This is a genomic window from Haloarcula nitratireducens, from assembly GCF_019599505.1.
Window position 1 is genome coordinate 782,297 of sequence record NZ_RKLT01000001.1, and the last position, 17,744, is coordinate 800,040.

Below are 17,744 nucleotides of genomic sequence, written 5' to 3' on the forward strand. Positions count from 1 at the left end.
GGTCGTCGGCCATGGCCTACGAGTTCGCCAGCTCGAAGTCCCCGAGGTAGGCGTTGTTGCCAGAGACGTCCCACTCGAACTCGCCGTCGCCGTAGGACACCGTCGCCGCCGTCGACTTGCCGGTCTGGACTTCCGTGCTCTCCGTGAGCGGATGCGGTGAGACGGTGCCGACCTCCTCGTTGAAGCCGACGGCTCCGTGGGCGGCCATCGTGACGGCGTCGCCGATCTCGACGGCGTACTCGTCGCCGTCACGGGAGAAATCGATCGGGACGACGGCGACATCACCCGACCTGACGTGCGTGTCGGCGACCGGTTCCCAGATTCCCCCGGCCCGACCGAAGTAGATGTCCTCGATAGCCTCGCGCTGGTCGTCGTCGGCCGTCTCGTCTATCATGAGGACGACGTCCCACTCGGTCTCGGGATCGAACATGACTCCCTCCTCGGTCGAAATGAGCATTCCCACGGAGAGGCCGCTCAGGTCCACGTCCCCGTAGTTCCCCTCGCGGATGTGCCACGCGAGCGAGACGGTGCAGACGTCGTCGTCCGGCGGTTCGAGCCAGACGCACTGGCAGGCGACGTCGCAGTTGCACGCCTCGACGTAGTCGCCGCTGATAGTCCACTTCTGTGTCATAGTTACGCACACGCTTCGGGTGTACTTTGTTATGGAGACCGAGACGCCGGCGGGCGGGAAATAACGGCGTATTAGCGGCTGTCGGCGACGGTTCCTGCCCGTCGATCCGCAACGAGCCGAGTCCCGACTCGCCGGCGTCAGACCGGTCCTCGGGCAGACGGTTCCCGGCCGGGAAAACCGTCGAAACCGCTCGCTACTCCGCGAAGGCGGACTATACCTTTCCCCGGTCAGGTTCCGTACTCTGGGTACGATGGACGCTGTGATACTCGCGGCCGGGAAGGGGAGCCGCCTCCGCCCGCTCACCGAAGACAAGCCCAAGGGGATGGTCGAGGTCGACGGCAAGCCCATCCTGACACACTGCTTCGAGCAGCTGATCGAACTCGGCGCCGACGAGTTACTGGTCGTCGTCGGCTACAAGAAACAGGCGATCATCAATCACTACGAGGACAGCTTCGACGGCGTCCCGATCACCTACACGCACCAGCGCGAGCAGAAGGGGCTGGCCCACGCGATGCTCACCGTCGAGGAGCACATCGACGACGACTTCATGCTGATGCTCGGGGACAACATCTTCGAGGCCAACCTCCACGATGTGGTCAACCGCCAGCAGGAGGAGCGCGCCGACGCCGCCTTCCTCGTCGAGGAGGTACCCTGGGACGAGGCGAGTCGCTACGGCGTCTGCGACACCAACAAATACGGCGAGATAACCAATGTGGTCGAGAAGCCCGACGACCCACCGTCGAATCTCGTGATGACCGGGTTCTACACGTTCACGCCGGCCATCTTCCACGCCTGCCACCTCGTCCAGCCGTCCGACCGCGGCGAGTACGAGATCAGCGACGCCGTCGACCTCCTCCTGGACTCGGGTCGAACCATCGACGCGATTCGGATGAACGGCTGGCGAAACGACATCGGTTACCCCGAGGACCGCGACGAGGCCGAGCGCCGTCTCCGGGGCGAACCCCGCGCCGCCGACGCCGACTCCGAGAGCGGAGAGGGAGAGAGCGCCTCGGCCGCGCAGTCGGAGTGAACGCGACGCCGCCTCGGCGCGTTCGAGCGTAAAACGTACTTCTCTCTCAGACCTGCTTCGCCCGCTGACGCTCGCCCCGCAGCGTCGCCTCCGCGACGTCCGCCATCGTCTCGACGGTCAGGTCCGTGCGTTCGCGCGTGCGGTCGAGGTAGCGCAGTATCTCCCGGAGCGGCTCGACGTCGTGCTCCTGCCTGACGTTGTTCGGGTGCAACCAGAGGTGGCAGATGCCGTCGCCGGTCGCCGCCGCGTCGATGCCGAGGCGGGCCTGCTTCAGCACCGGGTCGCCGACGGCCGACGCGATCGCCCGGCGCGCGGGGCCTTCGAGTTCGTAGAGGAACAGCGACGCGGGGACGTTCACCAGCCCGTGCTCGTCGACCGTCGGCTCGACCAGCGGCGGCGCGGCGTCGACGACCGTCGCGCGCGCGAGCTTCCGCGCCGGGGCCAACAGCGGCCCGTCGATGGCGGGCTCCGGGGCCGGACCCCGGTAGCAGGTGAACCCGGCCTCCGCGAGCGCCGCTCGGTGGCCGACCTTGTTCCGAGGGAAGATAAACGACGACAGCGAGAGACCCGCGGCCTCCGCGACTTCCATCGAGCGTTCGCACTCGGCGCGCGCGAGGTCGGGCGTCGCGTACGCCTCGCCGAACTCGACGTGTGAGTACGTATGCGAACCGATATCGTGGTCGACCGGCCCGTCGACGAGGTCGCGAACGAGGTCCGGCGCGAAACGGAACTCCGCGGGCATCGGGTCGGGGTCGCGCTCGTGGTCGAACCACCCCGGCGGCGACGGGTGGCCGACGTGCGCGCCGTTGCACTCCGATTCGAAGAGGTGGCCGACGATCGCCCACGTCGCGGGGACCCGGAACTCCTCGAAGAGGTCGGCGAGTCGGTTCCACCCCCAGCGCGACCGCTCGATGCGTTCGGTCGGGCGGTCTTCCGGTTCGTAGTCGTGAAACCCCCAGCCCAGTTCGGCGTCGACGGAGATGACGACGGTTCCCATTTGTCGTCGAGTGGCCGGCGCTCACCTTGGTTATACGACGACGATACGGCGGTAAGCGCGCCGTAGCGTTCGTTTACCGAGGATAGAAACCGTGCCGGCGAGTCCGGAGAGCACACAGGCTCTCCATAACAAAGCCTCGAACTGGCCGAAATCCCGCCTGAACGCAAGATGACCGGCTCCGACAGTCGCGGCCAGCCAGTGACGCACCGACAGCCCGAACGGAGGTATCTCGATGAGTAAGTGCCGGATAGGCAGCAATTGTCGCATCGCCGAGTCCGCACAGCTCCTCCCGCCGGACGGCGAGCAGTCGCCCGCGAGCATCGGCGACGACTCCGTGATACGCGGCGGAACGATACTCTACCCCGACGTGGTCGTCGGCGACCGGTTACAGACGGGTCACGGCGCGTTGATCCGCGAGGAGACGACTATCGGGCACGACGCCGTCGTCGGCACGCAGACGGTCATCGACGGCCAGTGCGACGTCGGCGACGAGGTGAGCATGCAGACGGGCGTCTACGTCCCGCCGGAGACGACCATCGGGAACCGGGTGTTCCTCGGGCCGCGGGCCGTGCTGACGAACGACCCCTACCCGCTGCGACGGGGCGGCGACCTCCTCGGGCCGACGCTCGAAGACGACGTCTCCATCGGCGCGAACGCGACGCTGCTGCCGGGGATTTCCGTCGGCGAGCGCTCGTTCGTCGCGGCCGGGGCCGTCGTCACCGACGACGTGCCGCCCCGGACGCTTGCCGTCGGGACGCCGGCGAAACACCGCCCGCTTCCCGAGCACTTAGACGCGGTCAACGCTTACCGATGATGCGGGACTTCACCGACGCGGCGTACGCGAGCCTGCTCGACACCGGGCTCGACGCGGGATACGACTTCCTCACCGTCGAGGAGTACATTCGACGCGAGACCCTCCCGGAGCGGTTCGTCATCCTCCGGCACGACGTGGACCGGAAACCCGAGAACTCGACTCGCTTCGCTCACATCGAGGCCGAGCGGGACATTTCGAGCACGTACTACGTCCGCACCATCGACAAGGTGTTCGACCCGCAGTTCGTCCGCGATCTCGCGGCGCTCGGCCACGAGGTCGGCTACCACTACGAGGACTTAGACCGGGCGGACGGCGACGTCAGGGAAGCGCGACAGTCGTTCGGGAGTCAACTCGCGCTGCTGCGCGACCACGTCGACGTCGACACCGTCTGCATGCACGGCAACCCGCTGACGCCGCACGACAACCGCGACATGTGGGACGACCCCGCCGACCTCGAGCCGTTCGACGTCGTCGGTGAGGCCTACCTGTCGATGGACTTCACCGACGTGACGTACTTCTCGGACACCGGCCGGACGTGGGAGGACGGCGCGCTCAAGATAAAGGACCACACCATGGGCGAGGGCGACAAGCGGGTCAGCGCCGACTCGACGGCCGACCTCGAGGCCCTCCTCCGGGAGGGGCGGGTCCCCCGGGCGTGTCTGCTGACCCATCCCAACCGCTGGGCGGACTCGACCACGGAGTACGTCGCCGAGACGGCCAAGGACGCGATCACGAACGTCGGCAAGCGGGGGTTGACGCTGCTGCGATGAACGTCCACTTCGAGGTGGGCCACCCCGCACACGTCCACCTGTTCAAGCACGCCATCTGGGACCTGGAGGAAGCGGGCCACGAGACGCTGGTGACGGCCCGCGAGAAAGAGGTGACGACGGAGTTACTCGACGCCTACGGCATCGACTATCAGGTGCTCTCCCGGCAGGCGGACTCGACGCCGGGGCTCATCTTAGAGTGGGCGCTGCGCGAACTCAAACTGGTGCGGGCCATCCGCGAGTTCGGCTCGGACGTGGTGGTCAGCCACCTGAGCCCCGTCGCGGCACAGGCCGCGCGCCTGACCGGGACGCCGAGCGTCACCTTCACCGACGACGAGGTGGAGACGCGGACGCTCGAACGCCTGACCGTCCCCTTTACCGCCCGCATCTGCACGCCCGCTAACTTCGAGATGGACTTCGGCCGGAAGCACCGCCGCTACGACGGCTATCACGAACTGGCGTACCTCCATCCCGACCGGTTCGATCCCGACCCCGAGCAGCTGCGCGAGCACGGCGTGGCCGTGGACGAACCGTACTACGTCCTGCGGTTCGTCTCCTGGGAGGCCCACCACGACGTCGGCAACTCCGGGTTCAGCCGCGAGGCCAAGCGCGAGCTCGTCGAGTACCTCTCCGGGCACGGCGAGGTGTACATCACCAGCGAATCAGAACTCCCCGAGGCCTTCGAGGAGTACCGCCTCCCGGTCCCCCCCGAGACGATCCACGACCTGCTGTACTACGCCGACGGCTACGTCGGCGACTCGCAGACGATGGCGATGGAGGCCGGGCTGCTGGGGACGCCGTCGATCCGCTCGAACTCCTTCGTCGGCGACGACGACGTCTCGATGTTCGGCGAACTCGAAGCCCACGGTCTCGTCTTCAACTTCCGGGAGGAGGGCGACGCGGTCGCGAAACTGAAGGAACTGGTCGAGGACCCGGAGACGGCGGCCCAGTGGGAGGGCCGGCGCGAGCGGCTCCTGGAGACTCGCGTCGACGTGACCGACGTGGTTCTCGAAGAGGCACTGGGTGCCGCAGAATGACGACTAGACAGCCCGATTCGACGGCGAACGGCCGCACCGAGACGACGAGCCGCCGCGACGCACCCGAGAACGAGGTCGCCGACATCGACTGGGTTCCGGACGGCCACGAGTTCGCGCTCTGTCTCACCCACGACGTGGACCGACCGTTCAAGACCTATCAGTCCGTCTTCTACGCGCTCACTCGACAGGACCCGAGCCACCTGCTCGACCTCGCGCCGTGGCGGACGCCCTACTGGACGTTCGACGAACTGCTCGACTTCGAGCGCGGCGAGGGCGTCCGCTCGGCCTTTTACATCCTGGACGAGCAGTCGCTGTTCACCGACCGCCCGCCGGCGGAGTGGCTGACGATGGAGGGCTGGCAGCTGTACGCCGGCCGGTACGACATCGAGGACGAGCGCATCCGCGGCCTGCTCTCGAAGTTGCTCGACGGCGGGTGGGAGGTCGGTCTCCACGGCTCCTACGAGTCAGTCGACGACCGGGAGCGGTTAGCCGCCGAGAAGGACCACCTCGAAACCGTCCTCGGCGAGTCGGTGCTGGGCGGGCGGCAACACTACCTGCGCCTCGAAGAACCCGAGACGTGGGAGCACTACCGCGACCTCGGTCTCCAATACGACACGACGCTGGGCAGTCCCACCGAGTACGGGTTCACCGACGGCTACGAACCGTTCAGACCGTTCGGCGACGAGTTCGTCGTCTTCCCGCTGACCGCGATGGAGGCCGCGCTGCCGGACCCGAGCGACTCCTTCGAGGCGGCGTGGGCCGCCTGTAAGTCGCTGCTTTCGGAGGCCGAGGCGAACGACGCGGTGATGACGGTGCTGTGGCACCCGCGGTATTTCAGCTCGGACCACCCCGGATTCGACCGGCTGTACCGCCGTCTCGTGCGGACCGCGCTCGACCGCGGCGCGTGGGTCGGGTCGCCCGGAGACCTCTACAGCGACCGCGTAGGAACCCGATAACCAATACCCTTCCATAGCGACTCGGAGTCGAGCAACATGCGAGTCGAACGACTGACGCTCTCCGAGTGGGGGGACGCGCTACCGAACACTGGCTACGAGGTGTTTCACAGACCGGCGGCGCTCTCCGTCGTCGAGCGTTACGCCGACGGCGAACTCGTCCTGTTCGGCGGGTTCAAGGGCGACCAACCGGTCGGCTTACTCCCCGTCGTCGAGACGACCAGAACCGTCGGCCGGACGCTCATGTCCCCGCCGCCGGGTATGAACATCCCGCGCCTCGGCCCGATCGTGATGCCGACCAGCCCGAAACAGCGCAAGCGAGAGCGGGTGAACAAGAAGTTCGTCGAGTCCGTGTTAGAGGAGATCGACGCGATGGGACCGCTGTCGCTGGTCCGGCTCCTGACGCCGCGACAGTACGGCGACCCGCGCCCGTTCCAGTGGGCCGACTTCGACCTCACGACGCAGTTCACGTACGTGGTCGACCTCGCCGAGACGGACGCCGAGACGGTCCTCGAATCCTTCTCGAAGAGCCTCCGACGGGACATCCGCCGGGGCCGAGAGAGCGACGTCACCGTCTCCGTCGAGGGGCTGGACGCCGCCGAGGACATCTACCGGACGACGCGGGACCGCTACGCCGACCAGAACCGGGGCTTCTCGCTGTCGTGGCCCTACGTCCGCGACCTCGTCACCGAACTCGGCGACGACGCCCGCACCTACGTCGCGCGGTCGGCCGACGGCGAGTTCCTCTCGGGCGTGACCGTCCTCTACGGCCCGGACACGGCGTACTTCTGGCAGGGCGGCGCGAAGACCGACCACGACGGCATCGTCGTCAACAGCCTCATCCACTGGCGCGTCATCGAGGACATCCTCGCCGACCCGACGTTCGAGGGCGTCACCGAGTACGACCTAATGGGCGCGAACACCCGACGCCTCTGTGATTACAAGGGCAAGTTCGCCGGCGAGCTGGTCCCGTACTACACGATCGAGACGGACAGCGCGGCCATGAACATCGCGAAGTCGGCGTTCATGGCGGTGACGAGGTGATGCCGTTGCGCGTCCTCAACCTCGTGACCAACGAGGAAGCGCAGTTCTTCCGCGCGCAGGTCGAAGAGCTCGAACGTCGCGGCGTCGAGCTGACGACGCTGTCGGTGCCCGGCCGGAACCGCTCCGAGTCCATCGACGCCGAGGAGGACGGCGAGCGGTCGATACTGGAGTACGCCCGGTTCTACCCGTCGGTGCTGGCGAACTCGCTCGACAGCTACGACCTCATCCACGCCAACTACGGCCTGACCGCGCCGATGGCCGTCGCCCAGCCGCGACTGCCCGTCGTCCTCTCGCTGTGGGGGACAGACCTCATGGGCAAGTACGGCCCGGTCACCAAGCGGTTCGCGCACTTCTGTGACGAGGTCATCGTCATGTCCGAGGGGATGGCCGAGGAGTACGACGGCGACTGTCTCGTCATCCCCCACGGTGTCGACCTCTCGGTGTTCCGCCCCATCGAGCAGTCCGAGGCGCGCGAAGCGCTCGGCTGGCCGCGGGACGAACGCGTCGTCCTGTTCCCGTACCCGCCGAAGCGGGACGTGAAGAACCACCCGCGAGCGAAGCGCATCGTCGAGCGCGCGAGCGACCGCGTGGGCGAGTCGGTCACGCTCGAGACGGCGACCGGCGTCCCGCACGACCGGATGCCGTACTACCTCAACGCCGCCGACGCGATGATAATGACCTCCCGCCGCGAGGGGTCGCCCAACACGGTCAAGGAGGCGATGGCCTGCAACCTCCCCGTCGTCTCGACGGACGTCGGCGACGTTCGGACGCGCCTCGACCCCGTGGACCCGTCGACGGTCAGCGACGACGACCACGACCTCGTCGCCGGTCTCACGGAGATACTCGAACGCGGCGAGCGCTCGACGGGCCGCGAGTACGCCGCCGACATCGCCCTCGAACGGATGGGCGAGCGCATCGTCGCCGTCTACGAGAAAGTGATAGAGGACTGAACGGAAAGAGACCCATACCACGCACAACCAGACCATAACAATGCCCGAACACTTCACAGCAGGGGTCAGATAGCCGAAATGTCACCGAATAGACGCCGTCACGTCGCCGTCCTCCTCGTCGGCTTCCTCGCCTACACGATCGGCGTGTGGTTCGCCGCACAGAAACAGCCGACCGGGTACGAGATATCGATATACAGAGCGACGCCGATCGCGTTCTGGGCGGGCGTCGCCGTCGCGTTCGTCGCCGCCGTCCTCGTCGGCCTGAACGCGCCGACGGGAACGCTCCGAAACCGCCTCGCGCTCCTGCTGGGGACGCTCGTCGGCATCTCGATGGCGGCGCTCCCGACGATACGGGACTACTACTACTACGGTCTCGGCGACGCCCTCTCCTATCTCGGCTGGACGCGGATGATCGCCGAGGGGACGATGAACCCCGTGAACTTCCTCTATCCGGGCATCCACAGCACCGCCGTCGTGTTGACCTCGGTAACGGGGCTCGAACCGCGCCGGACGCTCCAGCTCGTGATGGTGTTCTTCATCGCGCTGTACATCCTGTTCACGGGCCTGTGCGTGGCACGGCTCGCCGCCCGGTCGAACGCGCTCGCCGTCGGCGTCTTCTTCGCGCTCCTGTTCCTGCCCATCAACAACATCCACACCTACATCTTCCCCTACCCGACGAGCGCCGCCATCTTCTTCACGCCCTTCGCGCTGTACCTCGTGCTCCGATACCTCGGCGACGACAGTTCGCTGTTCTCCGTCGCCGGCCGGCGCGTCCTGACCCCGCTCGGTCTCCTATTGATGTTCGCCGGCATCAGCGCCATCCTCATTCACCCGCAGTCCGGGTCGAACGTGCTGTTCGTCATCGCCGCCGGGTTCGGGTTGCAGGTGCTCGCCGGTCTCTACGAGATATGGGACGAGCGCAGGAATCGAGCGTCGCTCTCCACCATCTACGACCGGGCGGGGACGCGGTACACGAGCCATCGCTCGCTCGCGCCCCAGGCCGTCGTCGTCGGGCTGTTCTTCGCGCTGTGGACGCCTCGGTTCGACCGGGCCACGGGGACGATGGGAACCGTCGTCAGCGGCCTGTTATACGGGGCGAACCCGGCCGACGAGATATCCACCTCCGCGAGCTCGCTCGACGCGATCGGCAGCGGTATCGGCGTCCTCTTCGCCAAGATATTCCTCGTCAGCGCCGTCCTCTCGCTGGTCGCCGGTCTGGTGATGCTGGCGGCGCTCTCCGGTCGACTCGACGACCGCTATCCCGACCGCAACGCGCTGTTGCGGTACGTCACCTTCGGGTTCGTTCCCGTGTTCATGCTGTTCGGTATCTTCTTCGTCACGAGCGTCACCCGCCAGCCGTTCCGCTATCTCGGATTCATGATGGTGTTCGTGACCGTCCTGACGGCAGTGGCGGTCTCCGACGGCATCCCGTTCGGCCTCTCCTTCTCTTCGGACAACTGGCGGGCCGCCGTCGCGGTGGTGCTGGTCCTGCTGTTGATCCCGCAGGCGCTGATTCTCCACCAGTCGCCGCACATGTACAAGACCTCCGACCACGTCCCCGAGACGTACATGGAGGGCCACGTCACCACCTTCGAGAACCGCGACCCGTCGGTGTGGTTCGCCGGCCCGCGCGGCGGGCCGCGCCGCTACGTCGACGCCTACTACGGGACGACCTACTCCGACTACACGCCGTCCGGCGAGCACTTCCCCGGCAAGGAGGACAAGATACCCTTCGCCGTCTTCGGAACGAACACGACGAGTCACTACTCCCACTGCCGGTACGTTCCGCTGACCTCGCGCGACTACGAGAAGGAGGTCGGGCTGTACGACGGGTTCCGCTACTCCGCGGAGGACTTCCGGAACTTCCGGCAGAACCCCGACGTCTACCGCGTCCAGTCGAACGGCGACTACCGCCTCTACTTCGTCAGAGGTGAGGACTGCCTTCGATGAGCATCCAGGAGCGCATCGCCACGGGGTTCAAGGCGACACTCGCGGCGCGCGTCGTTCACGCGCTCGCGAACGGGGCGCTCCTGCTCGTTCTGACGCGCTACCTCCTCGACCCCGCCCAGTACGGCCTGCTCTACTTCGCCATCTCTGTCGTCGGCGTCGCGGAGCTGTTCGGGACGCTCGGCGTCCCGAAGGCGACGGCCCGCTACGTCAACGAGTACGTGGAGCGGGACGCGACACAGGTCCGCTACATACTCCGATCGTCGCTCGCCGTCATCACGGGTATCGCCGTCGCCGTCGCACTGGTCTTCACGCTGGCCAGCGACCTCATCGCGTCGTTGCTCGGGCGACCGGAGGCCGCGCCGCTGCTGGCCATCGGCGGCTTCTACGTCGTCGGTCGCTCGCTCTTCGGCTACCTGAAGTCGGCCTTTCAAGCGTTCAACCGTGTCACCTACAGCGCCGTTTTGACCAGCATCAACAGCGTCGTGCGGTTGCTGACCGCCGCCGGACTGGTCGCGCTTGGTCACGGCATCGCCGGGGCGATGACCGGCTACGTCGTCGGCTTCTTCGTCACCGTCGTCGTCGGACTCGGTCTCCTGTACGTCCGGTTCTACCGGACGCTGCCGACCGACGGGTCGATAGAACCCGACCTCAGAAGCCGGCTGCTCCGGTACAGCGTCCCGACGGCGGCGACGCGAGCGAGCGTCGTCGTCGACAGCAAGATGGACACCGTCCTCGTCGGCGTGCTCGCGACGCCGGCAGCCGTGGGCTTCTACACGCTCGCCCGCCAGATAGCCGATCTCTGTATCGCCCCCGCGCAGTCGCTCGGATTCACTATCACGCCCACGCTGGGCGAACAGTCCGCCGCCGAGAACCGCGATCGAGCGGGCGACATCTACGCCACGTCGCTCCGGAACGTCCTCCTGCTGTACGTGCCCGCGGCGTTCGGCCTCGCCGTCGTCGCCGAACCGACCGTCCGGTACGTCGTCGGTTCCGACTACCTCGGCGCGGTGCCGCTGATCCGACTCTACGGTCTCTTCGTCGTCGTTCGGGCGGTCCACAAGATTACCGGTTCCGCCCTCGACTACCTCGGACTGGCCCGCGTCCGCGCCATCGCCAGGGGCGTCAGCGCCGCCTGTAACGTCGGCCTGAACATCCTCCTCATCCCGCCGCTCGGCGCGCTCGGGGCCGGGATCGCGACGGTGATAACGTACTCCGCGTACACGCTGGTCAACGTCTACTACATCCACCGCGAGCTCCCCTTCGAGGCGACGGCGATCGGCAGTCACCTCGCGCGCGTCCTCGCCATCGCCGCCGTCATGGCCGGGGCCGTGATGACGGTGATGCCCCACGTCTCCGGCCTCCTCACGCTCGCGGGGGCCATCGTCGTCGGCGGCGGCGTCTGGGCCGGACTCTCCGTCGCCAGCGGCCTGCTCAAGCCCCGCGCCGTCCTCGCCTTCATGAGCTGAGAGCCGAGAGCTGAATGGGCGGTCGGCGCGATCGGCGACGACTGTCGCCACAGGGACTCTATAACTACACCGGCCTTGCGACTAGAACCGGCCATGCCATCAGTCGCGTTCATGGGGAGCCACCCCCTCGGCGAACGATGCCTCGAACTGCTCACCGACGACGACGCCTTCGACGTGGAACTGGTCGTCACCTACGGTCCCGACGAGGAGACGTGGTGGGACGGCTGCCTGTACGACACCGCCGAGTCACTCGGGCACGCCGTCGTCACGCGCGAGGACGAGCGGGACGTGCTCGACCTCGACATCGACTACCTGCTCTCGGTCTACTACCCGAACATCCTCGGCGAGGAACTGCTCGACCACCCGAACGTCGCGCCGCTGAACCTCCACCAGGCGGAACTGCCGCGCTACCGCGGGAGCAACGTCTTCAGTCACGCCATCCTGAACGCCCGCGAAGACGACCACTGGCAGTACGGCACCACGTTCCACGTCATGGCTCCGGAGGTCGACGCCGGCGACGTCGTCGCCCGCGCGTTCGTCCCCATCCGCGAGAGCGATACCGCCCGCACGCTGTACGACCGCGTCACCGAGAAGTCCGTCGAACTGTTCCGCGAACAGCTCCCGACGATGCGGGAGAAGCGCGTCCGCGAGCTGGCGACCCCACAGTCTGAGTTCGACGGCGAGCGGTACTTCTACACCAAGCAGAGCCTCGACGGCGAGAAGGAGATCCCGACCGAGCGACTGGCGGCGACCGACGAGGCCACGCAGCTCGAAGTGTACGACAAGATCCGCGCGCTCGACTTCCCGCCGTTCCAGCCCGCCTACACGACACTCGGCGGTCACCGCGTCCAGTTGACCGCCACGTCCTACGAGGACCTCTTCGAGGACGCGCCGGTCCCTGACTTCGAGGTCGACGCGCCCGAGGAGTCGACGCCGCTCGCACAGGACTGACGGCGCGAGCGCTCCAAGAACCGAGTGGCAAAGCAGAATCAGCTTCGTTCGAACGATACCGAAGAGCGCCGCGTCAGGGCTGTTGCACCATCGGCGGCTGTTCGACGTCCACGACGATGTCCTCCGCGTCCGAGCGCTCGACGCGTTCCAGCGTCTCGACGGCGCGGGCTCCGACCGCGCCGCTCGCGGGCGGCTGAGTCCCGTTCTCGCTGGCCTCGACGAACGACTCGACCTCGAACTTCAGCGGTTCGCGCTCCTCGGCCGTGTGAGTGATGGAGCCGTCATTGCGGGAGTTCAGCCCGTCGTGCGGGTCCGAGAACACCTCGGCGTCGAACAGTTCGAGTTTCGTGTTCTCCAAGTAGTCGATGTACGCCGAGCGGTTCGACCCGACGACGACGAGGTCGCGGGTCTTATCGAACACCGGGATCTGCCACGAGGAGTTGACGACGCCGGTGGTGTCGCCGTAGCCCAGCGTTATCGTCGCCGTCTCGGTGATCCCCTCGCGGACGAACGAGTCTAGTTGCCCGTGGACGGTGTCGGGCCGGCTGTCGAGTAAGTAGTCGTAGATGTCCACGTCGTGGACGGCCAGCGAGTAGACCACGCCCGTCGTCGTCCGCGGGACGCGGAACGAGAAGCGGCGGGTCTGGAGGTACTTGATGCGCCCGAGCTCGCCGCGGTCGATGCGGCGTTTCAGCGCCCGCAGCGCCGGGTGGTAGCGGAAGATGTGACCCACGCCGAGCGTGCAGTCGTTGTCCTCGGCCGTCGTGACGAGTTCCCACGCCTCCTCGCTGGTCAGCGCCAGCGGCTTCTCGACGAGGAGGTCGATGCCGCGGTTCAGCATCGCGTCGCCGATGGCCGGGTGGGTCGTCGAGGGCGTCGCCACCGTCGCGGCGTCGACGTCTAAGTCGTCGACGTCGGTGACGTACGGCAGGTCGTAGGTGTCGGCCAGCGACTCGACGCGGCTCTCGTCGACGTCGCAGATGACCACTTCGTCCAGTCGCCCGTCGTCAAGCAGTTCCTTGGCGACCCTGACGTGGTTCTTCCCCCAGTAGCCCGTGCCGACGACGCCGTACCTCATTCGTAGTACCCCCGTATCTCGGCGGCGACGCGGTCGATCTCCTCGCCGGTGATGCGGGGGTGCATCGGGAGCGAGACGATGCGCTCGCTGAGTTCCTCGGTCACGGGCAGCGAGGGGATCTCGTCCAGCGCCTCCCGCATCGCCGGCGTCCGGTGGACCGGCGGGTCGTAGTGGACGCCGGTCTGGATCCCCTGCTCGTCGAGGTGCGCGCGCAGACCCTCCCGGTCGGGGACCTGCACGACGTACAGGTGATAGACGTGAGTCGCGTCGTCCATCCGCACCGGCAGTTCGACGGCGTCGACGTCGGCCAGTCGCTCGTCGTAACGCTCCGCGGCGGCCGCCCGCTCCGCGTTCCAGTCGGCTAAGTGCGAGAGCTGTTCGATGCCGGCGGCGGCGCTCGTCTCGTTCATGCGGTGGTTCAGGCCGATTCGGACGTGATTGCCATCGCCGTCGCGACCGTGGTTGCGCAGCTCGCGGGCCGCGCGCGCGAGGTCCGCGTCGTCCGTGACCAGGATGCCGCCGTCCCCGGCGACGGTCATGTTCTTCGACGGGTAGAAGCTGAAACACCCCGCGTCGCCGAGACTCCCCGTGGGGTCCCCGCGGTAAGTCGCGCCGTGAGCCTGACAGGAGTCTTCGATAACCGTCAGGTCGTGCGCGTCGGCGACGCCGTGAATCGCGTCCATCGCCGCCGGTTGGCCGTAGAGGTGGACCGGGACGGCGGCTTCGGGGTTCTCTGCGTCCTCGGCCTTCTCGGCGAGGTCGGTCCCGCTCATGGTGTACGTCTGCGGGTCGACGTCGACGAAGACCGGGTTCGCACCCAGTTCGACGACGGGGCTGACCGTCGCGAAGAACGTGTGGGCGGGCACCAGCACGTCGTCGCCGGGGCCGATGCCGGCGGCTTTCATAGTCAGGTACAGCGCGGCGGTACCGCTGCTGACGCCGACCGCGTGGTCGACGCCGCAGGTGTCCGCGAACTGCGCTTCGAGTTCCTCGACGCGCGGTCCTTTGACGTATCGCCGCGATTCGATCGTCTCCACCACCCTCTCGACGATGGCGTCGTCGACGTAGACGTCTGTGAACGGGACTTGCTCCGTCATCGGACTCGGGTTGTCGAGAGATACCCATTGTTATACTCCGCGTTCGCGCGCACGCACGGTTCTCGACTCACCGGCTGGCGGCGGGGAGAGCGGCTCTCGTGTCGTAGGCGGTCCCAACGGCGGGTTCGCCACCGCATAACTTACCGCCGAAGGGGAGTGGGACCCGAGAAGATGGCACTGGAGTCAGTCAGCGACCGGCGAGTGCTCGTCACCGGCGGCGCGGGGTTCGTCGGGAGCCACCTCGTCGCCGCGCTCGCACCGACGAACGACGTGACCGTCCTGGACGACTTCTCGACGGGCGCGCGGGACCACCTCCCCGAGGACGTCACGGTCGTCGAGGGCGACGTCAGAGACGAGTCCGTCGTCGACGAGGCGATGGCGGGCGTCGACGTCGTCTTCCACGAGGCGGCGATGGTCAGCGTGCCCGAGTCAGTCGAGCGGCCGGTGGACTGCCACCGGCTGAACGGCGGGGCGACGGTCGGCGTCCTCGACTGCGCGCGCCGGCACGACGCCCGGGTCGTCCTCGCGTCCAGCGCCGCCGTCTACGGGACGCCGGAGAAGGTCCCCGTCGAGGAGGGCGACGCGCTGTCGCCCGCCTCGCCGTACGGCTTCGAGAAGCGCTCGAACGAGCAGTACGCGAGGTTCTACGCGGAGACGTACGGCCTGCCGACCGTGCCGCTCCGGTACTTCAACGTCTACGGGCCGCGCGGCCTCGACGGGGAGTACGCCGGCGTCATCGGGACGTTCGTCCGGCAGGCACAGGCCGGCGAGCCGCTGACGGTCGAGGGCGACGGCGAGCAGACCCGCGACTTCGTCTACGTCGGCGACGTGGTCCGGGCGAACCTGCGGGCGGCGACCACCGACGCGACCGGCCGCCCGTTCAACGTCGGCACCGGCGAGAGCGTCAGTATCAACCACCTCGCCGAGACCGTCCGGGACGTGGTGGGTGCCGACGTCCCCATCGAACACGTCCCGCCCCGCGAGGGCGATATCGAGCGAAGCGAGGCGGACGTGACCGTCGCCAGCGACCGACTCGGGTTCGAAGCCGACGTGGGGCTCCGCGAGGGGCTCGCGTTGACGCTCGCCGAGGACTGAGCCGTCGACGCGTTAGATCGCTCGTCGGTTCCCGCTTCCATCGTTCGGTCGACGGTAATCCGGTCGTACCGACGATACGAGGATCGATGATTGAGTTTACCACGGTTTCGAAAAATATATACCCTCGCTCCGGAAGTGGTTTCGTATGGAGATTTGCATGGGAGAGGGGGCCACAAGCAGTCGGTCTATCGGGCCGGAGCGGTCAGTAGCGACGGTCGTTGCACTCGAGCTCGCGGCGGTCCGAGACGAGGATCCGATGGAGATCGCGCCGCTGTCCGAATCGATAAACACCGACGCGCTGAACGCGTTCTTCCGAGAGAGCGACGCGGATTTCGAACTCGCCTTCACGCACGAAGGCCACTCGGTCACCGTCTCGTCGTCGGAAGTCACCGTCGCTCGCGAGTAGCCCACGTGTCCGCTAGGCGGACATTTCTCGCCGTAACCCACAAATTACGAAGAGTATCGACTCCTCACTACAGGGTTGTATGAGTGGTCACCTTACGTCGGACGAGTGGCGACGCATCACGGAGTTCGCACAGACTCCGAAACACCGCAGACGGCCGGAACAACTCCTCCCAGAAGGGGCACTCGACGAGCACGAACCGGACGACGCGTCGACGGCCGAATAGCGCTCTACAGCATGTTCTCCGCTTCGATGGTGTTCCAGACTTCCTGTCCCGAATCGGTGATCCCGTAGACGCGCCCCTTTCGCCGGTCCTCCGAGACGAGTAACGTGACGAGGTCTCCCTCTTTGAGCTCCTGTAAGGCGCGCGAGACGTGCGCGATGCTCAACCCGGTCTCGTCGGCGATGAGCGAGGGGGTGGCCGGTCCCTCGGCGAGTCGTTTGAGCGTCTCGACGCGATAGCGCGAGCTGATGACGTAGCTGACGTCGTCCCACGGGTCTGAATCACTCATCTGTCCACCTGCTGCGGGGCCCCGCCGCATGGCGAGGGCGCGTCTGTTGCTTGCCGAGGACTGTCGATAACCATTTCGGTCGTTGATCGATATGCCGTCTTGAGGTTTTAGTGTGGAGCATCGTTGCAGTTTCACGGATCTCTGAGTTCGAGCGGGCGGGCGCGCTGACACCGCCGGTAATCGACGAGCTGTGCCGCGGCGACGACGAGCAACACGACGACGATCGCACTCGCCAGCAACAGCGGAGACACGCCGGTCAGTACTGAGATCTCGAACAGCGTCCCGAGAAACAGTCCGCCGACGACCAGCGAGAGCGCGCCGTTGAGTCGCGACCACGGGAGCGCCGACTGCACCGGACCGAGGTACCGGTCGACTTCGGTGACGGACGGCGTCGCGGCGACGGTGCGCGTCTCCTCGTCGTACCGGACGAAGCCGGCGCTCTCCAGTTTCGGGATGTGCGTCTGGTACAGCGAGACGTAGACTCGCTTCTGCTCGGCCGAATCGACCGCCGACGGGTCGATGTTCGCCTCGTGCCCCCCGATCTCTCTGGCGAGCGTGGTCAGTTCCACGGGTTCGTCGCGCTGCCGGAGCGTCGAGATGATGAACCGCCGCCGGTTGTTACTCAACACCTCGAACACCGTATCTCGGGCGACCGGCGCTGTCATCGTCCCCTCCGGACGCGTCGACGTGTGCGGAGGTGTCCGTGTCCTGAAGCCACTGTTGAGTGACAATCACATGGGCCACCCTTTGTTACGTATTACATATCCGTCGGGCGCGAGACGGTATCCCGGGGGAAACGACACAATACCAACGTAGTTGAAGGAACGTTCCGACGACGGCGCAAGTACCCCCCGGGGAGGGCGAAATCTACGCCTTCGAGACACAGGACGCCCATAACAATGGCTATACTTTGCTTGCCCCAAACCGTGATAGTTGCACAACTGACGCCGACGGGACAGCGTCGGCCCG

General features: G+C 66.8%; 19 protein-coding genes. 13 read left to right on the forward strand and 6 right to left on the reverse strand.

The genetic code is table 11. The features are described 5' to 3' along the window. Positions 1–16 precede the first annotated feature (16 nt). Positions 17–631, reverse strand: coding sequence for a DUF1326 domain-containing protein (locus EGH23_RS04040; protein ID WP_220578730.1), 615 nt, complete (start codon positions 629–631; stop codon positions 17–19). 250 nt (positions 632–881) lie between these two features. On the opposite strand from EGH23_RS04040, the gene aglF reads away from it, so the two are divergent. Further along, the gene (aglF, locus tag EGH23_RS04045; RefSeq protein WP_220578731.1) at positions 882–1,661 is read left to right on the forward strand and encodes a UTP--glucose-1-phosphate uridylyltransferase AglF; all 780 of its coding nucleotides are present in this window, start codon (positions 882–884) and stop codon (positions 1,659–1,661) included. A gap of 46 nt (positions 1,662–1,707) precedes the next feature. Here the strand turns inward: aglF and EGH23_RS04050 are convergent, their stop codons facing one another. Beyond that, positions 1,708–2,658, reverse strand: coding sequence for a polysaccharide deacetylase family protein (locus EGH23_RS04050; protein ID WP_220578732.1), 951 nt, complete (start codon positions 2,656–2,658; stop codon positions 1,708–1,710). 232 nt (positions 2,659–2,890) lie between these two features. On the opposite strand from EGH23_RS04050, the gene EGH23_RS04055 reads away from it, so the two are divergent. The 9 genes from EGH23_RS04055 to EGH23_RS04095 all read left to right on the forward strand — a co-directional run bounded on the left by EGH23_RS04055 (position 2,891) and on the right by EGH23_RS04095 (position 12,590). Then, positions 2,891–3,472 carry an acyltransferase gene (locus tag EGH23_RS04055; RefSeq protein ID WP_220578733.1) on the forward strand — a complete coding sequence of 194 codons (582 nt, stop codon included), beginning with the start codon at positions 2,891–2,893 and terminating at the stop codon, positions 3,470–3,472. Next, on the forward strand, positions 3,469–4,242 hold the full coding sequence (locus EGH23_RS04060; RefSeq protein WP_220578734.1) for a polysaccharide deacetylase family protein: 774 nt from the start codon (positions 3,469–3,471) through the stop codon (positions 4,240–4,242). Before EGH23_RS04055 ends, EGH23_RS04060 begins: the two co-directional genes overlap by 4 nt. Beyond that, on the forward strand, positions 4,239–5,276 hold the full coding sequence (locus tag EGH23_RS04065; RefSeq protein WP_220578735.1) for a DUF354 domain-containing protein: 1,038 nt from the start codon (positions 4,239–4,241) through the stop codon (positions 5,274–5,276). The genes EGH23_RS04060 and EGH23_RS04065 overlap by 4 nt, the downstream gene beginning before the upstream one ends. Next, entirely contained in the window at positions 5,273–6,232 is a 960-nt protein-coding gene (locus EGH23_RS04070) for a polysaccharide deacetylase family protein (protein ID WP_236044607.1), read from the forward strand. Before EGH23_RS04065 ends, EGH23_RS04070 begins: the two co-directional genes overlap by 4 nt. A 36-nt stretch (positions 6,233–6,268) precedes the next feature. After that, positions 6,269–7,273 (forward strand): lipid II:glycine glycyltransferase FemX, encoded by a 1,005-nt coding sequence (locus EGH23_RS04075; RefSeq protein WP_220578736.1) that lies wholly within the window; start codon positions 6,269–6,271, stop codon positions 7,271–7,273. Between the two features lie 5 nt (positions 7,274–7,278). Further along, positions 7,279–8,223: a glycosyltransferase family 4 protein gene (locus EGH23_RS04080; RefSeq protein WP_425433200.1), complete on the forward strand. Its 945-nt coding sequence runs from the start codon at positions 7,279–7,281 to the stop codon at positions 8,221–8,223. A gap of 78 nt (positions 8,224–8,301) precedes the next feature. Beyond that, positions 8,302–10,173 carry a hypothetical protein gene (locus EGH23_RS04085; protein ID WP_220578738.1) on the forward strand — a complete coding sequence of 624 codons (1,872 nt, stop codon included), beginning with the start codon at positions 8,302–8,304 and terminating at the stop codon, positions 10,171–10,173. Next, on the forward strand, positions 10,170–11,639 hold the full coding sequence (locus tag EGH23_RS04090) for a flippase (RefSeq protein WP_220578739.1): 1,470 nt from the start codon (positions 10,170–10,172) through the stop codon (positions 11,637–11,639). Before EGH23_RS04085 ends, EGH23_RS04090 begins: the two co-directional genes overlap by 4 nt. Positions 11,640–11,732: 93 nt before the next feature. Next, positions 11,733–12,590: a formyltransferase family protein gene (locus EGH23_RS04095; RefSeq protein ID WP_220578740.1), complete on the forward strand. Its 858-nt coding sequence runs from the start codon at positions 11,733–11,735 to the stop codon at positions 12,588–12,590. 73 nt (positions 12,591–12,663) lie between these two features. Here the strand turns inward: EGH23_RS04095 and EGH23_RS04100 are convergent, their stop codons facing one another. Both EGH23_RS04100 and EGH23_RS04105 read right to left on the reverse strand, forming a co-directional pair. Continuing rightward, positions 12,664–13,668, reverse strand: a complete 1,005-nt coding sequence (locus EGH23_RS04100; RefSeq protein WP_220578741.1) for a Gfo/Idh/MocA family protein — start codon at positions 13,666–13,668, stop codon at positions 12,664–12,666. Beyond that, complete coding sequence (locus EGH23_RS04105) at positions 13,665–14,765, reverse strand: DegT/DnrJ/EryC1/StrS family aminotransferase (RefSeq protein ID WP_220578742.1); 1,101 nt, start codon at positions 14,763–14,765, stop codon at positions 13,665–13,667. Before EGH23_RS04105 ends, EGH23_RS04100 begins: the two co-directional genes overlap by 4 nt. Before the next feature lie 171 nt (positions 14,766–14,936). Between EGH23_RS04105 and EGH23_RS04110 the strand changes: the two genes are divergently transcribed. From EGH23_RS04110 to EGH23_RS04120, 3 genes are all read left to right on the forward strand, one after another. After that, positions 14,937–15,860: an NAD-dependent epimerase/dehydratase family protein gene (locus tag EGH23_RS04110; RefSeq protein ID WP_220578743.1), complete on the forward strand. Its 924-nt coding sequence runs from the start codon at positions 14,937–14,939 to the stop codon at positions 15,858–15,860. Between the two features lie 145 nt (positions 15,861–16,005). Next, positions 16,006–16,266 carry a HalOD1 output domain-containing protein gene (locus EGH23_RS04115; protein WP_220578744.1) on the forward strand — a complete coding sequence of 87 codons (261 nt, stop codon included), beginning with the start codon at positions 16,006–16,008 and terminating at the stop codon, positions 16,264–16,266. Positions 16,267–16,345: 79 nt separating this feature from the next. Next, positions 16,346–16,489, forward strand: a complete 144-nt coding sequence (locus EGH23_RS04120; protein ID WP_220578745.1) for a hypothetical protein — start codon at positions 16,346–16,348, stop codon at positions 16,487–16,489. 4 nt (positions 16,490–16,493) lie between these two features. On the opposite strand, the gene EGH23_RS04125 is transcribed toward EGH23_RS04120, so the two are convergent. Then, on the reverse strand, positions 16,494–16,775 hold the full coding sequence (locus tag EGH23_RS04125) for a winged helix-turn-helix domain-containing protein (RefSeq protein WP_220578746.1): 282 nt from the start codon (positions 16,773–16,775) through the stop codon (positions 16,494–16,496). 131 nt (positions 16,776–16,906) lie between these two features. Further along, positions 16,907–17,440: a DUF7344 domain-containing protein gene (locus tag EGH23_RS04130; protein ID WP_220578747.1), complete on the reverse strand. Its 534-nt coding sequence runs from the start codon at positions 17,438–17,440 to the stop codon at positions 16,907–16,909. Positions 17,441–17,744 lie beyond the last annotated feature (304 nt).